Source organism: Kitasatospora sp. NPDC094028 (assembly GCF_049543595.1).
Lineage (GTDB): Bacteria > Actinomycetota > Actinomycetes > Streptomycetales > Streptomycetaceae > Kitasatospora.
This window is the reverse complement of the sequence record NZ_JBMVFA010000019.1, coordinates 1-17939: the sequence shown is the minus strand read 5'-3', so window position 1 is coordinate 17939 and position 17939 is coordinate 1. Positions and strand designations below refer to the sequence as shown.

The 17939-nt window shown below is 72.7% G+C and carries 19 protein-coding genes; 8 read left to right on the top strand and 11 right to left on the bottom strand.

The window, feature by feature from the left end:
• Positions 1 to 723, top strand: a complete 723-nt coding sequence (locus ACPC54_RS25610) for a G1 family glutamic endopeptidase (protein WP_498968016.1) — start codon at positions 1 to 3, stop codon at positions 721 to 723.
• 69 nt (positions 724 to 792) lie between these two features.
• Here the strand turns inward: ACPC54_RS25610 and ACPC54_RS25605 are convergent, their stop codons facing one another.
• From ACPC54_RS25605 to ACPC54_RS25565, 9 genes are all read right to left on the bottom strand, one after another.
• On the bottom strand, positions 793 to 1818 hold the full coding sequence (locus ACPC54_RS25605) for an SDR family oxidoreductase (protein ID WP_498968014.1): 1026 nt from the start codon (positions 1816 to 1818) through the stop codon (positions 793 to 795).
• 37 nt (positions 1819 to 1855) lie between these two features.
• Positions 1856 to 3118 carry a beta-ketoacyl-[acyl-carrier-protein] synthase family protein gene (locus ACPC54_RS25600; protein WP_498968013.1) on the bottom strand — a complete coding sequence of 421 codons (1263 nt, stop codon included), beginning with the start codon at positions 3116 to 3118 and terminating at the stop codon, positions 1856 to 1858.
• Positions 3115 to 3369, bottom strand: a complete 255-nt coding sequence (locus ACPC54_RS25595; RefSeq protein WP_498968012.1) for an acyl carrier protein — start codon at positions 3367 to 3369, stop codon at positions 3115 to 3117. Before ACPC54_RS25595 ends, ACPC54_RS25600 begins: the two co-directional genes overlap by 4 nt.
• Before the next feature lie 25 nt (positions 3370 to 3394).
• Entirely contained in the window at positions 3395 to 4627 is a 1233-nt protein-coding gene (locus ACPC54_RS25590) for an aspartate aminotransferase family protein (RefSeq protein ID WP_498968010.1), read from the bottom strand.
• Positions 4624 to 5082 (bottom strand): type II toxin-antitoxin system RatA family toxin, encoded by a 459-nt coding sequence (locus ACPC54_RS25585; RefSeq protein ID WP_498968009.1) that lies wholly within the window; start codon positions 5080 to 5082, stop codon positions 4624 to 4626. The genes ACPC54_RS25590 and ACPC54_RS25585 overlap by 4 nt, the downstream gene beginning before the upstream one ends.
• Positions 5069 to 6286, bottom strand: coding sequence for a GNAT family N-acetyltransferase (locus ACPC54_RS25580; protein WP_498968008.1), 1218 nt, complete (start codon positions 6284 to 6286; stop codon positions 5069 to 5071). Before ACPC54_RS25580 ends, ACPC54_RS25585 begins: the two co-directional genes overlap by 14 nt.
• Complete coding sequence (locus ACPC54_RS25575) at positions 6283 to 7416, bottom strand: acyl-CoA dehydrogenase family protein (RefSeq protein WP_498968006.1); 1134 nt, start codon at positions 7414 to 7416, stop codon at positions 6283 to 6285. Before ACPC54_RS25575 ends, ACPC54_RS25580 begins: the two co-directional genes overlap by 4 nt.
• Positions 7417 to 7485: 69 nt before the next feature.
• A complete protein-coding gene (locus ACPC54_RS25570; RefSeq protein WP_498968004.1) occupies positions 7486 to 8529 on the bottom strand; it encodes a cytochrome P450 in 1044 nt (347 codons plus the stop codon).
• A 498-nt stretch (positions 8530 to 9027) separates the two neighbouring features.
• Positions 9028 to 9633, bottom strand: a complete 606-nt coding sequence (locus ACPC54_RS25565; RefSeq protein ID WP_498968002.1) for a TetR/AcrR family transcriptional regulator — start codon at positions 9631 to 9633, stop codon at positions 9028 to 9030.
• Between the two features lie 73 nt (positions 9634 to 9706).
• On the opposite strand from ACPC54_RS25565, the gene ACPC54_RS25560 reads away from it, so the two are divergent.
• On the top strand, positions 9707 to 10612 hold the full coding sequence (locus ACPC54_RS25560) for an alpha/beta fold hydrolase (protein ID WP_498968001.1): 906 nt from the start codon (positions 9707 to 9709) through the stop codon (positions 10610 to 10612).
• 129 nt (positions 10613 to 10741) lie between these two features.
• Here ACPC54_RS25560 and ACPC54_RS25555 read toward each other — a convergent pair whose 3' ends face one another.
• Positions 10742 to 11572, bottom strand: coding sequence for an SAM-dependent methyltransferase (locus ACPC54_RS25555; protein ID WP_498967999.1), 831 nt, complete (start codon positions 11570 to 11572; stop codon positions 10742 to 10744).
• 219 nt (positions 11573 to 11791) lie between these two features.
• On the opposite strand from ACPC54_RS25555, the gene ACPC54_RS25550 reads away from it, so the two are divergent.
• The 5 genes from ACPC54_RS25550 to ACPC54_RS25530 all read left to right on the top strand — a co-directional run bounded on the left by ACPC54_RS25550 (position 11792) and on the right by ACPC54_RS25530 (position 14797).
• Complete coding sequence (locus ACPC54_RS25550; RefSeq protein WP_498967998.1) at positions 11792 to 12364, top strand: RNA polymerase sigma factor; 573 nt, start codon at positions 11792 to 11794, stop codon at positions 12362 to 12364.
• Positions 12361 to 13062: a hypothetical protein gene (locus tag ACPC54_RS25545; protein ID WP_498967995.1), complete on the top strand. Its 702-nt coding sequence runs from the start codon at positions 12361 to 12363 to the stop codon at positions 13060 to 13062. The genes ACPC54_RS25550 and ACPC54_RS25545 overlap by 4 nt, the downstream gene beginning before the upstream one ends.
• A gap of 87 nt (positions 13063 to 13149) precedes the next feature.
• Positions 13150 to 14019, top strand: coding sequence for a LysR family transcriptional regulator (locus ACPC54_RS25540; RefSeq protein WP_498967994.1), 870 nt, complete (start codon positions 13150 to 13152; stop codon positions 14017 to 14019).
• 122 nt (positions 14020 to 14141) lie between these two features.
• Positions 14142 to 14324, top strand: coding sequence for a 4-oxalocrotonate tautomerase DmpI (gene dmpI / locus ACPC54_RS25535; protein WP_498967992.1), 183 nt, complete (start codon positions 14142 to 14144; stop codon positions 14322 to 14324).
• 275 nt (positions 14325 to 14599) lie between these two features.
• Positions 14600 to 14797, top strand: coding sequence for a hypothetical protein (locus tag ACPC54_RS25530; protein WP_498967991.1), 198 nt, complete (start codon positions 14600 to 14602; stop codon positions 14795 to 14797).
• 214 nt (positions 14798 to 15011) lie between these two features.
• Here the strand turns inward: ACPC54_RS25530 and ACPC54_RS25525 are convergent, their stop codons facing one another.
• Positions 15012 to 16394 carry an ABC1 kinase family protein gene (locus tag ACPC54_RS25525; protein ID WP_498967990.1) on the bottom strand — a complete coding sequence of 461 codons (1383 nt, stop codon included), beginning with the start codon at positions 16392 to 16394 and terminating at the stop codon, positions 15012 to 15014.
• Between the two features lie 620 nt (positions 16395 to 17014).
• On the opposite strand from ACPC54_RS25525, the gene ACPC54_RS25520 reads away from it, so the two are divergent.
• The gene (locus ACPC54_RS25520) at positions 17015 to 17848 is read left to right on the top strand and encodes an SAM-dependent methyltransferase (RefSeq protein ID WP_498967988.1); all 834 of its coding nucleotides are present in this window, start codon (positions 17015 to 17017) and stop codon (positions 17846 to 17848) included.
• The last annotated feature ends 91 nt before the right edge of the window (positions 17849 to 17939 follow it).

The window sequence follows — 17939 nt, the reverse complement described above, 5'->3', positions numbered from 1 at the left end:
ATGCGCAAGTCCCTGATACGCGTCGTCACCCTCGCGGCCACGGTCGCGGCCTTCGCCGCCCCCGCCGTACCGGCCAGTGCGACAGCCGCCCACGCGGCCCTGTCCTTCCGCCCCCTGTCGTACAACACCAACGGCTACAACTGGGGCGGATACGCCGCCCAGGGCAGCGGCTACAGCTCGGTCTCGGCCTCCTGGGTCGAGCCCGACGCCACCTGCAACTCCTCCAACGACCTGTACGCGCCCTGGGTCGGCATCGACGGCTACGGCTCGTCCAGCGTGGAGCAGACCGGCGTCGCCACCGACTGCTCCAGCGGCAGCCCGGTGGACCAGGCCTGGTACGAGATGTACCCGGCCGCCCCGGTCTACCTGAGCCAGACCTCGTACCCGGTGTCGGCCGGCGACCGGATCTCCGCCTCGGTGACCTACGTGGGCAGCAGCCGCTACACCCTCAAGCTCGTCGACTCCACGGCCGGCTGGACGTACACCACCACCAAGTCCACCTCCGCCCAACGGACCAGCGCCGAGGTCATCATCGAGTCGCCGACCGGCTCCTACCCCAACTTCGGCACGGTGACCTTCACTTCGGCCACCGTCAACGGCAAGTCCCTCGGCTCCGCCAACCCGGTCGCACTCGACCCCAGCTCCAACGCCGGTTACGAGGCCAGCACCAGCCCGCTCAGCTCCGGCGGCACCAGCTTCAGCGACACGTACATCCAGGAATAGCCGCTCCCGGTGCCGGGGCGGGCCCCGCCCGCCCCGGCACCGGCCGCCGAGTCCGGATGTGACGTCGGGTCAGGAGGTCGTGGTGAACGCGGTCCACGGCTGCGGGCGGGCCAGGGCGAGGCGGGGTTTGGTTTCGGCCCAGTGGCGGACGGCGGTGGCCATCACGGTAGCGGGGTCGGTGACCGGATGGGTGGGGGTGAAGGGCTCGGTCATCGAGGTGTAGCTCTGGAACATCGCGAGCAGCTTGACGGCTTGGGCCTGGAACGGGGAGAGGTGACGGTCCGCCATGGGAAGGAAGAAGCGGTTCCAGCGTTCTGCCGGGACGAGCGGCGGGCGCTCCACCGGGGCGATCCCGTGAGCGGCGCGACAGGAGTTGAGGGTGTTGCAGATGACGTCCAGCAGGGCGGAGAGCGTCAGGCAGGACGGCCCTGCCGCGATCACCTCGGTGCGCGGGGCCGGCGGGGGCTCGGCCAGGGCGGCAGCCGCGAGCACTTCGGCGACCTGGTCGACCGGGCTGATCTCGGCGTAGCCGTCCGGGTCGCCGACCACGACGGCGGCCAAGCCGGAGACCAGGGCCTGCAGGATCGTGTAGGGCCCGGAGAAGCGGGCGATCCGCCCGTCCCCGCTGCGGCCGACGACCAGCGGCGGGCGGACCACGGTGAGCGGTCCGGGGTGCTCGGCCCGGGCCAGGTCCTCGCAGCGGGCCTTGGACCACTCGTAGCCGTTGCGGTAGCCCTCGAACTGCGCGCCGCGCAGGTCGCCGGGGTTACGGGTGCCGCCGACGTAGGCGGTCGAGACGTGCACCAGGTGGGTGTCCCGGTCGGCCAGGGCGAGCACCGCTCGCAGCGGCTCCACGTTGGCGGCGACGGCCTCCGGGCGGGTGAGGGTCCAGCGGGTGGTGGCCGCCGCGTGCACGATCACGTCCCAGTGGCCGGCCAGTTCGGCCGGCGGGGGTTCGGCCCCCATCCGCCAGGAGAGCGGGCTCTCGGCGGTGGCTCGGCGGGCCACCGGTACCAGCGTGTGGCCCGCCGCCCGCAGCAGGCCGCTGACCTCGGCGCCGACCACACCGGTCGCGCCGGTCAAGAGGATTCGCATGGGATGTCCCGGTACGAGCAGGGGAATCGGAAAGGGGTCAGGCGGGGACGAGCACCAGGCAGGCGTTCTGGCCGCCGAACCCGAAGGAGTTCGAGAGGACCGGCCCCGGCGCGATCCCGCGTGGCGCGGAGCGGACCAGGTCCACCAGGTCGGCCTCCGGACTGGTGCCCAGGTTCGCGATCGGAGGCACCTCACCCCGGACCGCGCAGAGCAGGCCGAGCGCCGCCTCCAGCGCTCCGGAGCCGCCGATCAGATGGCCCGTCACACCCTTCATCGCCGTCACGGGCAACGTCCCGGCACCGAAGCAGCGTTCGATCGCCCGCGCTTCCGCCCGGTCGTTGAGCACCGTCGAGGTGCCGTGCGCGTTGACGTGACCGATGTCGGCCGGCGCCAGCCCCGCGTCGGCGATCGCTCGTTGCATGCAGCGGGCCGCCATCTCGCCGTTCTCGATCGGGGCGACGATGTGGAAGGCGTCGCAGTTGTCCGCGTACCCCGCCACCTCGCCCAGGATCGCCGCACCCCGTGCCAGGGCCGCGTCCCAGCGTTCCAGCACCAGAACCGCAGCCCCCTCGGCCATCACGAAGCCGTCCCGGTCCGCGTCGAACGGGCGGCTGGCGAGGGCCGGTTCGCCGTTGCGCGCCGACATCGCCCGCATCTTCGCGAACGCGCCGACGATCACCGTGGTCACCGGCGCGTCCACGCCTCCTGCCACCGCCGCGTCCAGCTCGCCGTAGCGGATCCGCCGGGCCGCCTCGCCGATCGCGGTGGTGCCGCTGGCGCACGCCGAGGAGTACGTGGTGCAGGGGCCACGGAAGCCGTAGCGCAGGGCCAGCCGGGAGGCCGCCGAGTTCGCCATGGTGCGCGGCACGGTGTGCACGGGCAGGCCGCCGGGGCTGTCCCAGTGGTCCGTGGTCACCTGCTCCATGCTGGCCAGACCACCCATGCCGGTGCCGATCTGCACGCCCACCCGCTCCGGCGGCAGGCCGCCGCCATCGGTGAGCCCCGCCGCGGTCACGGCGTCGGAGGCCGCGCACAGCAGCAGGGTCGCGGCCCGGTCGATCTGCCGGGCCTCACGGCGGGTCAGGTACGCGTCGACGTCGAACGGCGGCACCAGCGAGGCGACGTGCACCGAGACGCCCCGCTCCACCAGGAGGTCGACCACCCCGGCGGTGGGCCGGACCTTGAGCACCGACTCGTAGGCCTCCTGCACACCGGTGCCCGCCGGACACTTCACCCCGATCCCGGTGACCGCCACCCGGTGGCCACCGTCCGGACGCCTGGAACCCCGGTTCGCCGTCACCGGGCCTCCGCCGTCCGGAGCGTGAGCAGGTCGATCGCCTGGCCGACGTCCTCGGCCCGGGTCAGGTCCTCGACCTCGATCCGCAGGGCCAGCGCGCGCTCCAGGCGGGAGCCGATCTCCATCAGCTCCAGGCTGTCGATGCCGTAGTCGGCCAACAGGCTGGTGCGTTCGTGCACCTCCTCCACCTCCGTGCCGAGCACGTCCGAGATCGTCGTCCTGACCACCAGGGCCAGTTCCTCACGCGTGGGCATGTCCGTCCTTCCTGAGGGTGCGGGTTCATCGGGCGGCCACGGCGGTCAGGGCCTCGTCCAGGATGCCGAGCCCTTCGGCGAGTTCGGCCTCGGTGGCCACCAGCGGCGGCAGCAGCCGGATGGTGGTCGGGCGGCCCAGACAGGGCGAGACCAGCAGGCCGCGGGTGGCGAGTTCGAGCACCATCGCGCCCGCGTGGGCGGGCGTGTCCAGGTCGACGCCGCGCAGCAGACCCCGCCCCCGCACCTCGCGCACCGTCTCCGGGTGGCGGGCGCGGAGGTACGCCAGGCCGGAGTCCAGCAGGGCGGAGAGTGCCCGGCCGTGCCCCGCCAGGCGGTCCATCGCCTCCAGTGCGGGCGGCAGGGCCGCGCAGCTCAGCGGGTGTCCGCCGAAGGTCGCGGAGTGCAGGAACGGATCGGCTTCCAGCGGCGCGTACAGCCGCTCCGAGCACACCAGTGCCGACAGCGGGACCACGCCGCCGCCGAGCGGCTTGCCCAGCAGCACGCCGTCCACCGGCAGGTCCTCGGCCAGCGCGAGCGAGGGCTCGCCGCAGCGGCGCAGGCCGCACTGGATCTCGTCGGCGATGACCATCGCGCCGTGCTCCACCGCCGCCGCGCACCACTGGCGCAGCACGTCCACCGGGAGCGGCACCGCGCCGTTCTCCCCCTGGACCGGCTCGAACACCAGCGCGGCCACCGGTCCCGCGGCCAGTTCCCCGGCGACGGCCCGCGCGTCCTGCGGGTCCAGGTGCGTCACCTCCACGGTGCAGCCGCGCAGGCCCACCCGGTACAGCGGACTGTGCGTCAGGGCCAGGGCGCCGAGCGACTTCCCGTGGAAGCCGCCGCGCACCGCGAGCACCCGCTCCCTGCCGGTCGCCAGCCGGGCCAGTTTGACCGCGACCTCCACCGCGTCCGAGCCGTTCAGCCCGAAGTGGACCTTCGGCAGGGCGTGTCCGAGGTGCGCCGCCAACCGGCCGGCCGCGTCGGCCGCCACGGGGTTGGCCAGGCTCCGGGTGGCGGTGGGCATGGTGTCCAGCTGCCGGTGGACGGCGGCGAGCACCTCGGGGTGGCGGTGGCCGAGCAGGGTGACGGCGTACGAGCCGAAGTCCAGCACCCGGCGCCCGTCCGACAGGGTCACCCTGGCGCCTTCGGCGGTCGTCTCGACCGCACCGCGCCCGGCGAAACCACCGGTCAGCGCGAGCTTGCTAGACAGGTGCCGACGCACCTGGTCGAACACCTCGGTCGCGGCGGCCGGCGTCATCGGGTCACCGCCGCGACCGGGACGAGCCGGCTGCGCAGCGCGGTCAGCATCTGCTCGGCGTTCTCCCGCAGGGCGTCGGCCGCGATGGGGTTGAGCATCTCCGCGAGCAGCGGGATGCCGATGTCGAAGTCGGCGCACAGCACCACGAGGCTGCCGCCGTCGGCCGCCTGCCTGACCGCCCAGTGGCCCGAGAACTCGCCCAGGTCTCCGGTGAGTTGGCGGAAGTCGAACCGCCGGGCCGCCGGGTCGATCACCTCCGCTTCGGTCCACCGCAGCACCGATCCCTCCAGCCGCACCGACCAGGCGGTGGTGCGGTGGCGTTCGTCGGTTCGCTCGACCACCACCACCTCGTCCACGCTCTCCATGCAGTGCTGGTACGACTCCACGTCCACCACCGCCGCCCAGACCAGCTCCGGCGGCGCGGCGATCGGCAGTTCCACCTCAACGTGCGGCACGGGACAACCTCTTCGGTTCGGGGAGGGACAGGGGGAGGTAGGCGGCTGCGTGCGGCCCGAGGGCCTTCGCCCTCGCGGCCGTCAGGGCCGGGGGCAGCATCCGGCGCAGCAGGGCCCGCCGCAGCGGGCGGAGATGCGTCATCGCGTACCACTGCTCGACGAGGTCGCAGCCGAGTTCGACCTTCGGCTGGTAGGCGGTCTGGGCGAACCGGATGTGGGTGCACCCCGAGTCGATGGCCAGCCGGATCGCCGCGTGGTGCACCGCGTGGTAGAGCCCGGCCTCGTGGGCGATCCGGTAGTCCAGGCCGATCCGGGCTCCGGTGGCGCCCGTCCCGGCGAACAGGCAGAGGAGGAAGGCCACCAGGCGCTCGCCCTCGAAGCAGGCCACCAGTCGGCGCCCGGCCGGCTGCCCGGTGTGGACGGCGGCCAGGAAGTCGGCGTCCAGTACGTCCAGCCGCTGTTCGGCCCGGTCCATCACCTGCCGGTACAGCCCGAGCATCTCCGGCAGCAGGTGTGCGAAGTCCTCCAGCACCTCCGTCCGCAGCCCGGGCCAGGCCGCCGCCCGGCGCAGTTTGCTGCGCGCGTTGCGCCGCGCCTTGGCGGGCAGACGGGTCAGGTAGTCCTCGAACCCTCCCGGCCCCAGGCGGAGTTCGGTGTCCGGGAGGGCGGGCAGGAAGAAGAAGCCGGCGCCGGCCAGGGAGGGGCGCAGCGCCGCCAGTTCGACGGGCGCGAAGTCCTTGAACACCACGGTGCCGAGTCCCTCGCGGCGGGCCAGCGCCAGCGTCCCGCCGATCAGCGCGTCGAGGGCCGGCGACGGCAGCCGGCGGTCGGTCAGCAGGTGGCCCTGGCCGAGCAGGTGGCCGCAGAAGAGCATCGGCACCCGCAGCAGGTCGGGGAACAGGCGTCGCAGGGGTGCGAGGCGCCGCCGGTCGTCGGCCCCGAGCACCTCGTCCAGCGACAGCCGGGAGAAGAGGCTGACCGGCAACACCGCGAGCGCCTCCGGCTCCCCGCCGGCGTCCTGACGGAGCACCAGGTGGGCGTACCCGTCCGGACCGATCGCGGACGCCTCCATCGCGCGCAGCACGTCGCGCGACCACATCGGGTCGTCCGGCGGCGCCAGGCGCTCCCACAGCCCCTCCGGGAGCGCGTCGACGCCGCGGACCACCTCCACCCGGTAGCCGGCCGCGGCTTGCACGCCCGTCATCCGATCCGCAGCGGACGGCCGTCGAGGTACTCGCGCAGCGGGCCGGCCATCCGTGCCCGGGCGGGCGGGTGGAAGCCGAGTGCCCCCGCCGCCGAGGCCAGGTAGCTGCCCTCGGTCGAGCCGACGAAGGCCATTCCGCCCAGGGCGGTCAGGCAGCTGCGGCTGGTGCGCGCGATGGCGTCCTCCGCCGCGTAGCGGGCCGTCAGCGCGGCCACCAGCAGGCCGTCGTCCCAGGGCTGGTGGCGGTCCGCCATCGCGCGGGCCACCGACTCCACCGCGAGCATCGCGGCCTCCACCTCCGCCAGGGGCCCGGTCGGGTCCTGCGGGGGGCCGCCGGGCTTGGTCAGCACCCGCTCCACCAGTGCGCTGGCCACGCCCAGGTAGCCGGCCGTCAGCAGCAACTCGAACCAGAGGAAGCCCGCCGTGTTGAGGTCGTCCGGCACCGCGTCGGCCGTGACCTCGGTGACCAGGACCATCTCCTGGTCGACCTCGACCTCGGTCAGCACCACCTCCTCGCTCTCCGCGCCGGCCAGCACCGTGTTGCGCCAGAACGGTCGCACCTCGATGCCCGGCGTGGCGGCGGGGATCAGCGCGACGGCCAGCCGCTCGACGCCGTCCTCGTCCGCGAGCAGCACCGAGGCCGTCAGCAGGTCCATCGAACGGGAGAGGCTGCACGGCATCTTGCTGCCGTTCAGCACCACCCGCTCCCCCCGGCGACGGGCGGTGATGTGCGGCTTGAGGATGTTCTGGCCGGCCCGGCCCTCCGCGAAGGCGGAGGCCAGGAGCAGGCCGTCGGCGGCGATCGAGGCGAGCAACGACTCCTCCGGACCGCCCGGGGAGGCGGATCGGACCAGTCCGGCCACCGAGAAGTGGTGCATCGTGGTGGCCACCGCCAGCGAGGGGCAGCGGGCCCCGAGCCCGCGCTGGACGCGCACCGCTTCCAGGGCGCTCACGCCCTTGCCGCCCAGGGCGCGGGGCACCAGCAGGCCGGGGCCGCCGGCCGCGCGGAACGCGCCGATCGCCGGACTGGGCGCGCTCTCCAGGTGCTCCAGGGGCTGGGCTGCCAGAGCCGCGTCCAAGCCGGGCAGGTGGGTCTCCAGGGCGGCACGTTCGCGCTGCAGGAAGTACACGGGACCGGTTCCTCCAAGGACGGTGATCAGACTGCGGGAGGTGATCAGGACTGCGGGACTGCGGACGGGTCAGCCGGCCAGGGCCAGCGGGAGGCGGGTGAAACCACGCAGGCCGTCGCCGGTGCGCCGGGTCGGTGGCCCGGACAGCGTCAGGTGCGGGAAGCGGTGGAGTAGTTGGCGCAGCAGGACGGCTCCCTCCAGTCGGGCCAGCGCGGCGCCCACGCAGTAGTGCGCGCCCGCGCCGAAGCTCAGCACCCGGCCGTCCGTCCGTCCGATCATGAAGGCGTCCGGGTCCGCGAACACCTCGGGGTCCCGGTGAGCGGCCGCCATGACCGTGATGACGCTGGCTCCGGCCGGCAGGGGGACCCCGGCGACCTCCGTGGCCCGTGCCGTGATCCGTTCCGTCATCGGCACCGGGCCGTCCCAGCGCAGCGACTCCTCCAGTGCGGCCGGCACCAGCTCGGGCCGACGCCGTAGCAAGGCCCACTGCTCGGGATGGCCGAGCAGGGCGTTCACCGCCATCCCGAGCATCGCGACCGTGGTCTCGAAGCCGGCGGCGAACACCAGGACCAGCACGTCGACGAGTTCGTCGTCCGTCAGCCCGGCGCCGTCCGTCAGGGGGCCCACTGCCAAGGCCGAGGCGAGGTCGTCGGCAGGCCGGGAACGGCGTTCGTGCAGCAGTCCGGTGAAGTACTTCCGCAGCCCCCTCACTCCCCGGTCGGCCCGGGCCCAGTCCTCCGGGGTGCGGACGGGCTCCAGCAGCCTGGCGGCATCGTCACCGAGCAGGCACAGGCCCTGCTGATCCGCGCGCGGCACGCCGATCAGCTCGCCGACCATCGCGACCGGAAGGGGCAACGCGACCAACTCGTGGAAGTCGGCGACCCCGCCACCGGCGGCGGTCTCCGCGAAGGCGTCCAGCAGTTCGGCGCCGAGCTCCTCCACACTGGCCCGCAGTGCTGCGACCCGGCGGGCACTCAACTCCCGGGTCACCAGGCGGCGGAGCCGATCGTGGGCGGCGTGGTCGGTGGCCAGCATCGAGGAGTAGAAGAAGTCGGCGGCCGGGCGGCCGATGCCTTCCGGAATTTTCCGCTCGCACCATTCCCGGTCAGGCACCAGGAAGTCGGGGCCGGTGAGAACGGAGTGGCAGCCTGCGAAAGTGGTCGAAAAGTGCGAGCCGATCGCCGCACTGTAGTAGACCGGCGCCACCTCCCGGAGTCCGAGCAGGGCGGGGTAGGGATTATCCCTGCCCTCCGGGGTAAAAACCGATAAAAGGATCGTCTCTGGATTCAACAGTCCAGCCTTGGGTCCGATCGACGGAAAGACAGTTCCCACCCGTTCTTTCCACGGTACCCGTGCAGTATATATCGGAGATTACGACACTCACTCAACCTGGCCGTTCCAAAGGATTATGATGGTCAGTTCGAACACATTCCAAACCGAAGCCGGCACCGCAGGTCGCGGAAGCGCCGGCGAATGGACACGGCCGACCGCCGAACGCCGGATGCGCCCCCGAATCACACGGGGCGAGCGGGAGAGCGCCCGGATGCTGTGCGGAGCGGCCCGCTCCAGGGCCGGTTGGCGTCCTGAATCAGCAATCGTGGCCGATGGGGCTCACGAACCGGGAAAGAGTCGGCCGAGGTGGTAGTGCAGAACGGTGGTCGCGTCATCCGCCGTGCGCTGGCCGAGCAGAACGCTCAGGCCGAGGCCGGCGGAGACGGCCAGGAGGACGACGGCCTCCTGGCCGGCATCCAGGCGTGGATCGGCGCCCCCGGCCTGCTGGGCGGCTTCGAGCTGCCCGACGAGGAACTCCTCCATCTCGTTGGGTGCCGCGAGGAACTGCCGGCCGCCGAGGGCGGTATCGGTGACGGAAAGCACCGCGTACTCGGTGTGGACGAGGTGGAAGATCCGGCTCTCCTCGTCGGTCGGGACGGCTTCGAGCAGGACCGCCTCGACGATGTCGCGCGGAGTCGGCGAGGAGCCGGCCGCCCTCACCCGGTCGCGGACTCGCTCGCCCATGCGCGCCGTCAGGCGGTCGAGTGCGGCCAGCAGCAGCCGCTCCTTGGTGTCGAAGTAGTACTGCACGAGCCGCACCGAGATGCCCGCCTCGATGGCCACGGACCGCATGGTGACGGCGTGCAGGCCGGTGTCCGCCGCCGCGCGGAGCAGGGCGTCGATGATCTGTGCCCGTCGCTCGTCATGGTCCACCAGCTTCGGCATCCGGTTCCCTCCAGACTCTTTTATGGTACAAACATACCATCAAGTCCTGCAGTTTCACGTGCCGGGAGGGACCATGACCAGAACGAGTGTCGGACGTTTCGTCAGCGAGGAAGCCCGCGGGAAGTTCCTGGAGGCGTACGACCGCGCCATGGAGCTGTGGCCGGGCCCACGCGAGGAACTGGACATCGAAACCGGCTACGGCACCGTCCACGTCCACCGCTACGGGGCCCGAAGCGGCGAGCCGATCGTCCTCCTGCACGGCCACGCCGGACACGCCTCCAACTGGTACCCGCAGGTCGCCGCCCTCGGCGAGAACCACCCGGTCTACGCGATCGACACGCTCGACGACCCCGGCCGCAGCGTGCAACGCGCCACCGCGGCCGGCCCCAAGGACAACGCGGCCTGGCTCGGCGAGGTCCTCGCCGGACTCGGGCTGGAGCGTGTCCACCTGGTCGGCCTGTCCTACGGCGGATGGCTGGCCCTCAACCAGGCCGTTCACGCACCCGAACGCCTCGCCTCGATCGCCCCGCTGGACCCCGGCGGGATCGAGAAGGTCCCCGCACGGTTCTACGCGCACATGATCGGCGGGCTCTTCGGAATGCTCGCCCCGCGCCCGCTCCGCCCCGCCCTCGGGCGCCTGCTCGCCAACCCCGCCCTGAGCTCACCGCCCGAGATGATCGCTCCGCTGATGCTGGGCATGCGGACCTACAAGCCGAACACCCGCCCTGCGGCCAGACCGTTCACCGACGAGGAACTGAGCTCGATCCGGCTGCCCACCCTCGTGCTGCTCGGACGCCGCAGTGCCCTGCTCCGCCCCCGTCAGGTACTGGAGCGGGTCACCGCGCTGATCCCGAACGTTCAGGCCGAGATCGTGCAGCGGGCCGGCCACGGCCTCAACCTGGACCGTCCCGAGCTGGTCAACGAACGCCTCCTGCAGTTCATCGCCGCACTCCGGGCCGAGCCCACCCAAAGCGAGTAGCACCGTCTGCCGCTGCCCGCAGAGCCGGCACCGAGCACGTATTCGGAGTGCGTCGTCGTCACCGGCCCCGTCCAGTCGGACCTTGCGGCCGACCACGGGTCGGCGAACCGCCGTGGGGCGCGGGCCCGGTCAGGGGCGGGTGGCGACGGCGGTGAGGCAGGAGGCTTCGGCGTCGGTGATGTGCTCGGTGGTGGGGTCGGGGCGCCAGGTGGGGGTGGTGACGATGCCCGGGGCGAGGAGGGTCCAGCCGGTGAAGAAGCGGGCGAAGTCGGAGCGGGTGAGGGCGCGGACCGGGCTGCCGGCGTCGCGGTAGACCTGGGATATCCGGGCGGCTTCGGCCGGGGCGTGGTCGGGGGTGAAGTGGCTGATCACCAGGGCGGAGCCGGGGGCGGTGAGGGCGCTCTTGAGGACTTCGGCGATCTCGTGGGCGCCCTCGGGGACGAAGTGGAGCAGGGCGACCATGCTGAGCGCGATCGGCCGGGTGAAGTCGAGGACGCCGGTGTCGCGGATCGCGGCGAGGGCGGCGGCCGGGTCGCGCACGTCGGCCTGGACGTAGGCGGTGCGGCCCTCGGGGGTGCTGCGCAGCAGGGCCTGCGCGTGGGTGAGGACGATGGGGTCGTTGTCGGCGTAGACCACCCGGGCACGCGGGTCGACGGACTGGGCGACCTCGTGCAGGTTGGGCGAGGTGGGGATGCCGGTGCCGATGTCGAGGAACTGGGTGACGCCGGCCTCGACCAGGGCGCGGGTGGCGCGCTGCATGAAGCCGCGGTTGGCACGGGCGGCGGCGGGTGCGTGCGGGAAGACGGCGAGGGCGTGGCCGGCGGCCTCCCGGTCGGCGGGGAAGTTGGTCGCGCCGCCGAGGAAGTAGTCGTAGACGCGGGCCGGGTGGGGGCGGTGGATGGCGAGGTTGACCTCGACGTCCGGGGGGAGGTCGGTGTCGTCGTGCTGTCCTGTGGCCATGCGCGTCCCCCCTGCGTCGGCGTGTGGGTCCCACTATGCCCGGCGGGCGGGCGCGCCGGGGGTCGGATCCGGCCGGATGTGATCAGCGATCAGCTGTTGTGTCGTCATCTGTCAGTTCAGATAAGCCTATTTGTGATCGTTTACCCATTCATCGCATCTCTGCGCTTGGATGCACCCGGGGGAACAGGGAGACGGGGAGAGCCGACGAGGAGGGGCACCATGACCAACGACGAGGAGTGGGCGGCGGTACGGCCCGCGCACCGGCTGTCCTACGAGGCGTTCTGCGACGACCACGGGCGGGCCTGGCAGGGCATCGCCCGGGCCCGGCTGCACCGCGGGGACCTCGTCGAGCGGGCCGTCCACGGCATCCGCGCCGACCTGCGGCGCAACTGGGTCACCGTCCTGCACCAGCCCGCCACCGCCCACTACGGGTGGATGACCGCCAAGCGGCACGTCGCCGAAGTCGCCCTGGGCAGCGGCCTCGGCGACGCCCCACCCAGAGCGGTCGTCCCGGACTGGGTGGTCGCCGTCCAGCGCGCCCACCTGGAGACCCGGCTCGGCCTGGACGTCCTCGACCACGACCACGACCACCTCTACGCGGCCGTCCTGCGGCTGCCGGAGCGCCAGCACGACCTGATCGTGCTGCGGTTCATGACCGGGCTGGAGTACCGGACCATCGCCTCGTACCTCGGGCTCACCGAGTCCAGCGCCCGCGCCGACACCCGGCGCGGGCTCGACAAGCTCCGCCGGCTGCTGGGCGGCGGCGCGGCGGGTTCGGAGGAGATGCGGTGAGCCGCGGACGCGAACTGTGGCCGGCGGCGCCCGCGGACTGCGGAAGCGAGGACGCACCGGATCGGCCGGTCGAACTGCCGGACGGCGCCTGCGCCCCCGACCTGCGGCGCCTCGTCCGCCCGCGACCGCCGCTCGGCGCCGAACACGTCCAGGCCCGGCACGAACTCGACCTCGCCGCCACCCTGGTCATCGCCCAGCCCGAGGCCGCCGCCTCGCTCGCCCTGCTGGCCGACAACCGCCGCCGGATCCAGCCCGGCGGCGCGCTCGTGCTGGCCGCGCTGCTCCACCTCACCGGGTACGAGGACGGCTGCCAGTTCTGGCTGCAGTTCGCCGCCGGGGGCGGCAACGCGACCGCCGCCAGCTGCCTGTCCCTGCTGCACGCCGGCCGGGGCGAGCACGCCGACGCCGACTACTGGCGCGGCCAGGCCGACCGGCTCGCCGCCGAGCCCCGGGTGCCCGCCCCCCGGGCCACGCCGGACGGTCCGCCCCGGCTGGGACCGCCGCTGCCCGCGGCCGTCTGGACCGAGACCCTCGCCGCCTGCCACGAGGGCCTCTCGCTCCGGCTGCCGCCCCGGGTGGCGGCCGTCGTCCACCAGCTGCCGGTCGACTCCGACGACGAGGACCACGGCGAGATCCCGCAGCCGTCCCCGACCCTCGTCGACGACCTGGCCCGCGCCGCGCGCCCGCGCCGCGCCTGAAGGGAGGCCCGCGCGGTGCCGCTCGGCGGGATCACGGCGCGGGCTGCGACCATGGAGCCGTCCGCAAGATCGTTCGCAGGGGGATCCATGGAGCTACGGCAGTTGCGCTGCTTCGTCGCCGTCGCGGAGGAGTTGCATTTCGGGCGGGCCGCCGAGCGGTTGTTGTTGGGGCAGCCCGCGGTGAGCCAGCAGGTGCGGCGGCTGGAGCGGGAGGTGAAGGTCGAGCTGTTCGACCGGTCGCCGCGGTACGTGCGGCTGACGCCGGCCGGTGAGCGCTTCCTGCCCGCCGCCCGGCGGGTGCTGGCGGCGGAGGACGCGGCCCGGGCGCTCGCGGCGGAGCTGGCGGCGCCCGCGGTGCTGCGGCTCGGGACCGTCACCGGGCTCGGCGAGCGGCTCGACCTGATCCTGGACGCCTACCAGCGACGGGCCCCGGAGGTACGGGTCGAGCTGGAGTCGGTGCCGGTGCGGGAGCGGCTGGTCCGGTTGGCGGACGGGCGGCTGGACGCCGCGTTCGTCCGCGGCGCCGTCGCCGACGGCAGCCCCGAGCTGCGCTTCGTGCCGGTCTGGCAGGAGGAGTTGGTGGTCGCGCTGCCCGCCCGGCACCCGCTCGCCGGGCAGCCGGTGGTCGACCTCGCCGAACTCGCCGCCCTGCCGCTGCGGTTGACCGAGCGGCCCAACCACCCGGCGCTGGTGGACCTGGTCCTGGAGGCCTGCGCGCGGGCCGGGTTCCGGCCGGGCCTCCTCCCCTCGCAGAGCATCCTCCAGGACACCCTGGCCTCGATCGGCACCGGCGCTCCCTCGTGGACGGTGGTGTACGCCGCCAACGCCCGGACGACGACCACCCGGAGGATCGTCTTCCGGCCCTGCCGGACCCCGCTGGCCCTGACGACCTCCGTCGCCGTGCGCCGCTCCGCCCCACTGCCCCGGGTGCTCCTGGAGGCCTGCCGAACGGCATGACCTGCGACGATCAGGATTCGTGATCGCTGCGAGATCGAATCGGGTCTGGGTGCGGGCGCCCCGATCGGGTGAACTGGTCTCAGCCGGAGGAACCGGCGGAACAACCCGATCAGGAGCCGAACATGCCGATCGTCACCATCCAGCAGGGCCCGCGCACCGTCGAGCAGAAGCGCGAGCTGGTCAAGAAGGTCACCGAGGCATTCGTGGAGGCCCTGGAGGTCCCCGCGGAGAGCGTGCTGGTGTGGGTGCAGGAGTACCCGGCCGAGAACTGGGGCGCGGCCGGCAAGCTCACCGCGGACAAGTAGTCGCGGGGCGGACCCACGGGGCGGTGCCGGGTTGGGCCCGGCACCGCCCCGGGCCCCGGTCGCCCGGTCGCCCGGTCGCCCGGTCGTCGACGAACTCACGTAACAATTGCCAGTGGGCGTCACAGGTGAGCGACCAACAGATTAAACCGTCAACAAAGTTCCCGCCGTGCGGGATTCCGGGTGACGGAGAGCGATACGACAAAGTCCCGCGAGTAACTACACAGCGGATTGTCGCCCGATGGGGCATCCCTTATTCTGTAGTTCACAGTTAAGCGATGAACCACATTGTGGAGGCGAAGAGAGTGGAGGACGCCGGCGAGAAGGCGCTGGAGAGGCTGGCACACGCGGTGCGGCAACCCACCTCCCGGGCACTCGACAACGCCAAGGCCCTCTTCCCGTTCATCGCGGACGAGACCGCGACGAACGACGACGAGTCCGCCGCCCGGCCCGCCGGGACTGCGAGCCGGGCCTAGCGGCCGGTCCCGCTCTTCAGGGCGAAGGCCCGCAGCCCCACGCCCCTGATGGTGTCGCGCGTCTCCCGCCCGGCGCCCTGAAAAGGGTCCGAACGGCGCTACCGGCGCCAACTGTACGGCGCTTCCGGGGCGCCATGTCAACGTTCCGATGTGCCCATCGGAAACCCCGGCGGGGCGAATCGGATTACTGGGCGAGCCCCACAAAAAGGAGGAATCAATAGTCCGCGGCGGGCGAATCGGGCGCGGGCGAATCGGGCTCGGAGGAATCGGGCGCGAAGCCCGGCATTCCCGCCAGGGCCTCCGCCCGGTACGGGATCCGGGCGCCCAGCTGGCTGAGCATGGCCATCTCGGCCATCCACACCCGCTGCATCTGCACGTACTCCGGCAGCGCCACCATGCGGTCCCGGAGGATCTCCGCGTCCTTGGTCAGCGTGACCCTGCGCACCGCCTCGCGCAGCCAGGCGCGGTCGAAGGTGAACACCTCCTCGACCAGCGGCTGGACGAGCATCTCCAGCGAGCGGGTCAGCCAGCCCCAGTCCTCGGCCTCACCCTTCGCCCCGCCCTCGCGCTCCCGGAGGAGGCCCATCTTCCGCATCCCCGCGACCATCCGCTCGGCGTCACCGCCGGCGCAGGCCCGCATGATCCGGCCCATCTCCGGCGCCTGGCCCTCCGGCAGCCGGACCACGGCGCCGAAGTCGAGCACCCCCAGCCGGCCGTCGCCGGTGAGGCGGAAGTTCCCCGGGTGCGGGTCGGCGTGCATCAGGCCGCAGCGGTTCGGCCCCGCGTGGTTGAAGCGGGCGAGCAGCAGCCCCAGCCGGTTCCGGTCGTCCTGGTCGCCGTCCGCCATGACGGCGGACGCCGGCGTGCCGTCCAACCACTCGGTCACCAGGACGCGTTCGGCCGCCTCGACCACCGCGGGCACCAGGAAGTCCGGGTCGTCGGCGAAGGCCTTCGCGAACACGGCCTGGGACGCGGCCTCCTGGAGGTAGTCCAGCTCCTCCATCGTCCGCGCGCGCAGCTCCGCCACGATCTCCTTGACGTTGAGCTCGCCGCCGGTCACCCGGTCGATGATCGGGCTGATCCGGATCAGGTGGCCGAAGTCCGAGGCGAGCGCCTCGGCGGCGCCGGGGTGCTGGACCTTGACCGCGACCTCCCGCCCGTCGTGCCAACGCCCGCGGTGCACCTGGCCGATGGAGGCGGTGGCCACCGGCTTGTCGCCGAACTCCGGCAGCGACTGCCGCCAGTCGTCGCCCAACTGCTCGCGCAGCACGGCGTGGACCGTGCGGGTCGGCAGGGCGGGCCCGGCCTCCTGCAGGCTGGTCAGCGCCGCCCGGTAGGGCCGCACCAGGTGCTCCGGCAGTGCGCTCTCCATCACGCTCAGCACCTGGCCGAACTTCTGCGCGCCGCCCTTGAGTTCACCGAGCACGGCGAAGAGCTGCCGGGCGGTGCGCTCCTCGATCTCGGTCCGGATCAGGTCCTCGGCGCCGCCCGCGAGCCGCCGAGCGAGCCCGAACGCGCTGCGCCCCGCGAATCCGACCGGAAGCGAGGCCATCTTCAGAAAGCGGCGCGCCGTTCCCTTCGGCAGTTCACCGTCCACAGGTGTCCCCCTCCCCGCCGTCGGCGCCGCCACCCTGTCTCGGAGTATGTCGAACTCCCCAAGGCTCAGTCAAAAGTGCGGCCGATTGCCAACACCGCGTGCAGCTGGGGAAGTTCCCGACCTCACCGGCCGCCGGACCGGCCACCACCGGCTCCGACCTGCGGCCCTCCGCGCCGCACCGGCCTCCCCCGGGCGGAATTCGCCGCCGGTCTCCACACCCGCCGAGGAATCGAATTCGGCCGATTCGGGCCCGAACGGTTTCGACCACACTCCACCCTGGGGAACCGCCGCGCTCAATCTGTTCAAGATTGCACCATCGCCCACCGGTGGCGCGCGCCGGACGGCCGTACGCCGGGAGCCCGCCCGCGCGGGCAAAGGGCGCACTTGCACACGTTCTCGCCCCATCCGCACCCCTGTTAGCATCCCGACCATCCATTTCACCCCCACCGATTCCTTGACATTCCCGTGCTTCCGCCGACGAGCGCTGCCCCGCCCCCGACCTGCTGAGACACCGTCCAGCAGCGCGCGCCGGGCACCCCGCGAAGATCACCACGCATGGCCGCACCAGATCTCCAAGAGCAAGCCTCCGAAGACGCTTCGACTGTGAGGATGGATCGACTATGAGCACGACCGCGCCCGCTTCCGGCGAGAACGCCGTGGGCTCGCTGTACGACCAGCTGACCGACGCGCTGTCCGCCGCACTGGGCGACAACATCCACTTCGGGTACTGGGACGACGAGCACGACGACACGCCGATCGACCGGGCCACCGACCGCCTCACCGACCTGGCGGCCGAGCGGCTGGCCCCGGCGGACGGGATGCGCGTGCTGGACGTCGGCTGCGGCAGCGGCCGCCCCGCGGTGCGGATCGCCGACCGGCACCGCCTCCACGTGACCGGCGTCAGCATCAGCGAGCACCAGATCAAGGTCGCCCAGGACCGGCCGGAGGTCGGGGACGCGGCCGGGCAGGTCGCCTTCCAGCTCGCCGACGCGACCGATCTCCCCTTCGCGGACGGCTCGTTCGACGGCGCCTACGCGATCGAGTCCCTGGTGCACATGGCGGACAAGAAGGCGGCCGTCGACCACGTCGGCCGGGTGCTGCGGCCCGGCGCGCGGTTCGTGGCCGTGGACTTCTTCCTGGACGGCGAGGTCTCCCCGCAGGACGCCCAGGTGCTGGCCACCGCCTGCGGGCTGCTCCAGTTCGCGCCGCTGATCAGCCGCGAGGAGTACCGGCGGCTGCTGGACGAATCCGGCCTGGAGCTCGTCGAGTTCACCGACATCCGGGCCAACATCGCCCGCTCGTACCGGGTCGCCTCCGAGGCCTTCCACCAGGCGCTGCGCGCCATGGTCGGCGGCGAGCTCGGCCCCGAACACCGCGCCGCGGCCCAGCTGTTCGAGACCTTCGGGGCGCTCCCGCCGGTCGGCTACGCGCTGATCACCGCCGTGCGCCGCTAAGGCTTGTCTGATAATTGATCTTGTGGCAGGTCGAGGCGAGGTGACGGACGCGGCGTGGGAGCTGATAGAGCCCCTGTTGCCGCAGGTGGAC

What these genes read in the sequence shown, in the direction of transcription:
- ACPC54_RS25610 (WP_498968016.1), top strand. Translation starts at nt 1, where the DNA reads ATGCGCAAGTCCCTGATACGCGTCGTCACCCTCGCGGCCACGGTCGCG.
- ACPC54_RS25605 (WP_498968014.1), bottom strand. Translation starts at nt 1,818, where the DNA reads ATGCGAATCCTCTTGACCGGCGCGACCGGTGTGGTCGGCGCCGAGGTC.
- ACPC54_RS25595 (WP_498968012.1), bottom strand. Translation starts at nt 3,369, where the DNA reads ATGCCCACGCGTGAGGAACTGGCCCTGGTGGTCAGGACGACGATCTCG.
- ACPC54_RS25590 (WP_498968010.1), bottom strand. Translation starts at nt 4,627, where the DNA reads ATGACGCCGGCCGCCGCGACCGAGGTGTTCGACCAGGTGCGTCGGCAC.
- ACPC54_RS25580 (WP_498968008.1), bottom strand. Translation starts at nt 6,286, where the DNA reads ATGACGGGCGTGCAAGCCGCGGCCGGCTACCGGGTGGAGGTGGTCCGC.
- ACPC54_RS25565 (WP_498968002.1), bottom strand. Translation starts at nt 9,633, where the DNA reads ATGCCGAAGCTGGTGGACCATGACGAGCGACGGGCACAGATCATCGAC.
- ACPC54_RS25560 (WP_498968001.1), top strand. Translation starts at nt 9,707, where the DNA reads ATGACCAGAACGAGTGTCGGACGTTTCGTCAGCGAGGAAGCCCGCGGG.
- ACPC54_RS25555 (WP_498967999.1), bottom strand. Translation starts at nt 11,572, where the DNA reads ATGGCCACAGGACAGCACGACGACACCGACCTCCCCCCGGACGTCGAG.
- ACPC54_RS25550 (WP_498967998.1), top strand. Translation starts at nt 11,792, where the DNA reads ATGACCAACGACGAGGAGTGGGCGGCGGTACGGCCCGCGCACCGGCTG.
- ACPC54_RS25540 (WP_498967994.1), top strand. Translation starts at nt 13,150, where the DNA reads ATGGAGCTACGGCAGTTGCGCTGCTTCGTCGCCGTCGCGGAGGAGTTG.
- dmpI (WP_498967992.1), top strand. Translation starts at nt 14,142, where the DNA reads ATGCCGATCGTCACCATCCAGCAGGGCCCGCGCACCGTCGAGCAGAAG.
- ACPC54_RS25530 (WP_498967991.1), top strand. Translation starts at nt 14,600, where the DNA reads ATGAACCACATTGTGGAGGCGAAGAGAGTGGAGGACGCCGGCGAGAAG.
- ACPC54_RS25520 (WP_498967988.1), top strand. Translation starts at nt 17,015, where the DNA reads ATGAGCACGACCGCGCCCGCTTCCGGCGAGAACGCCGTGGGCTCGCTG.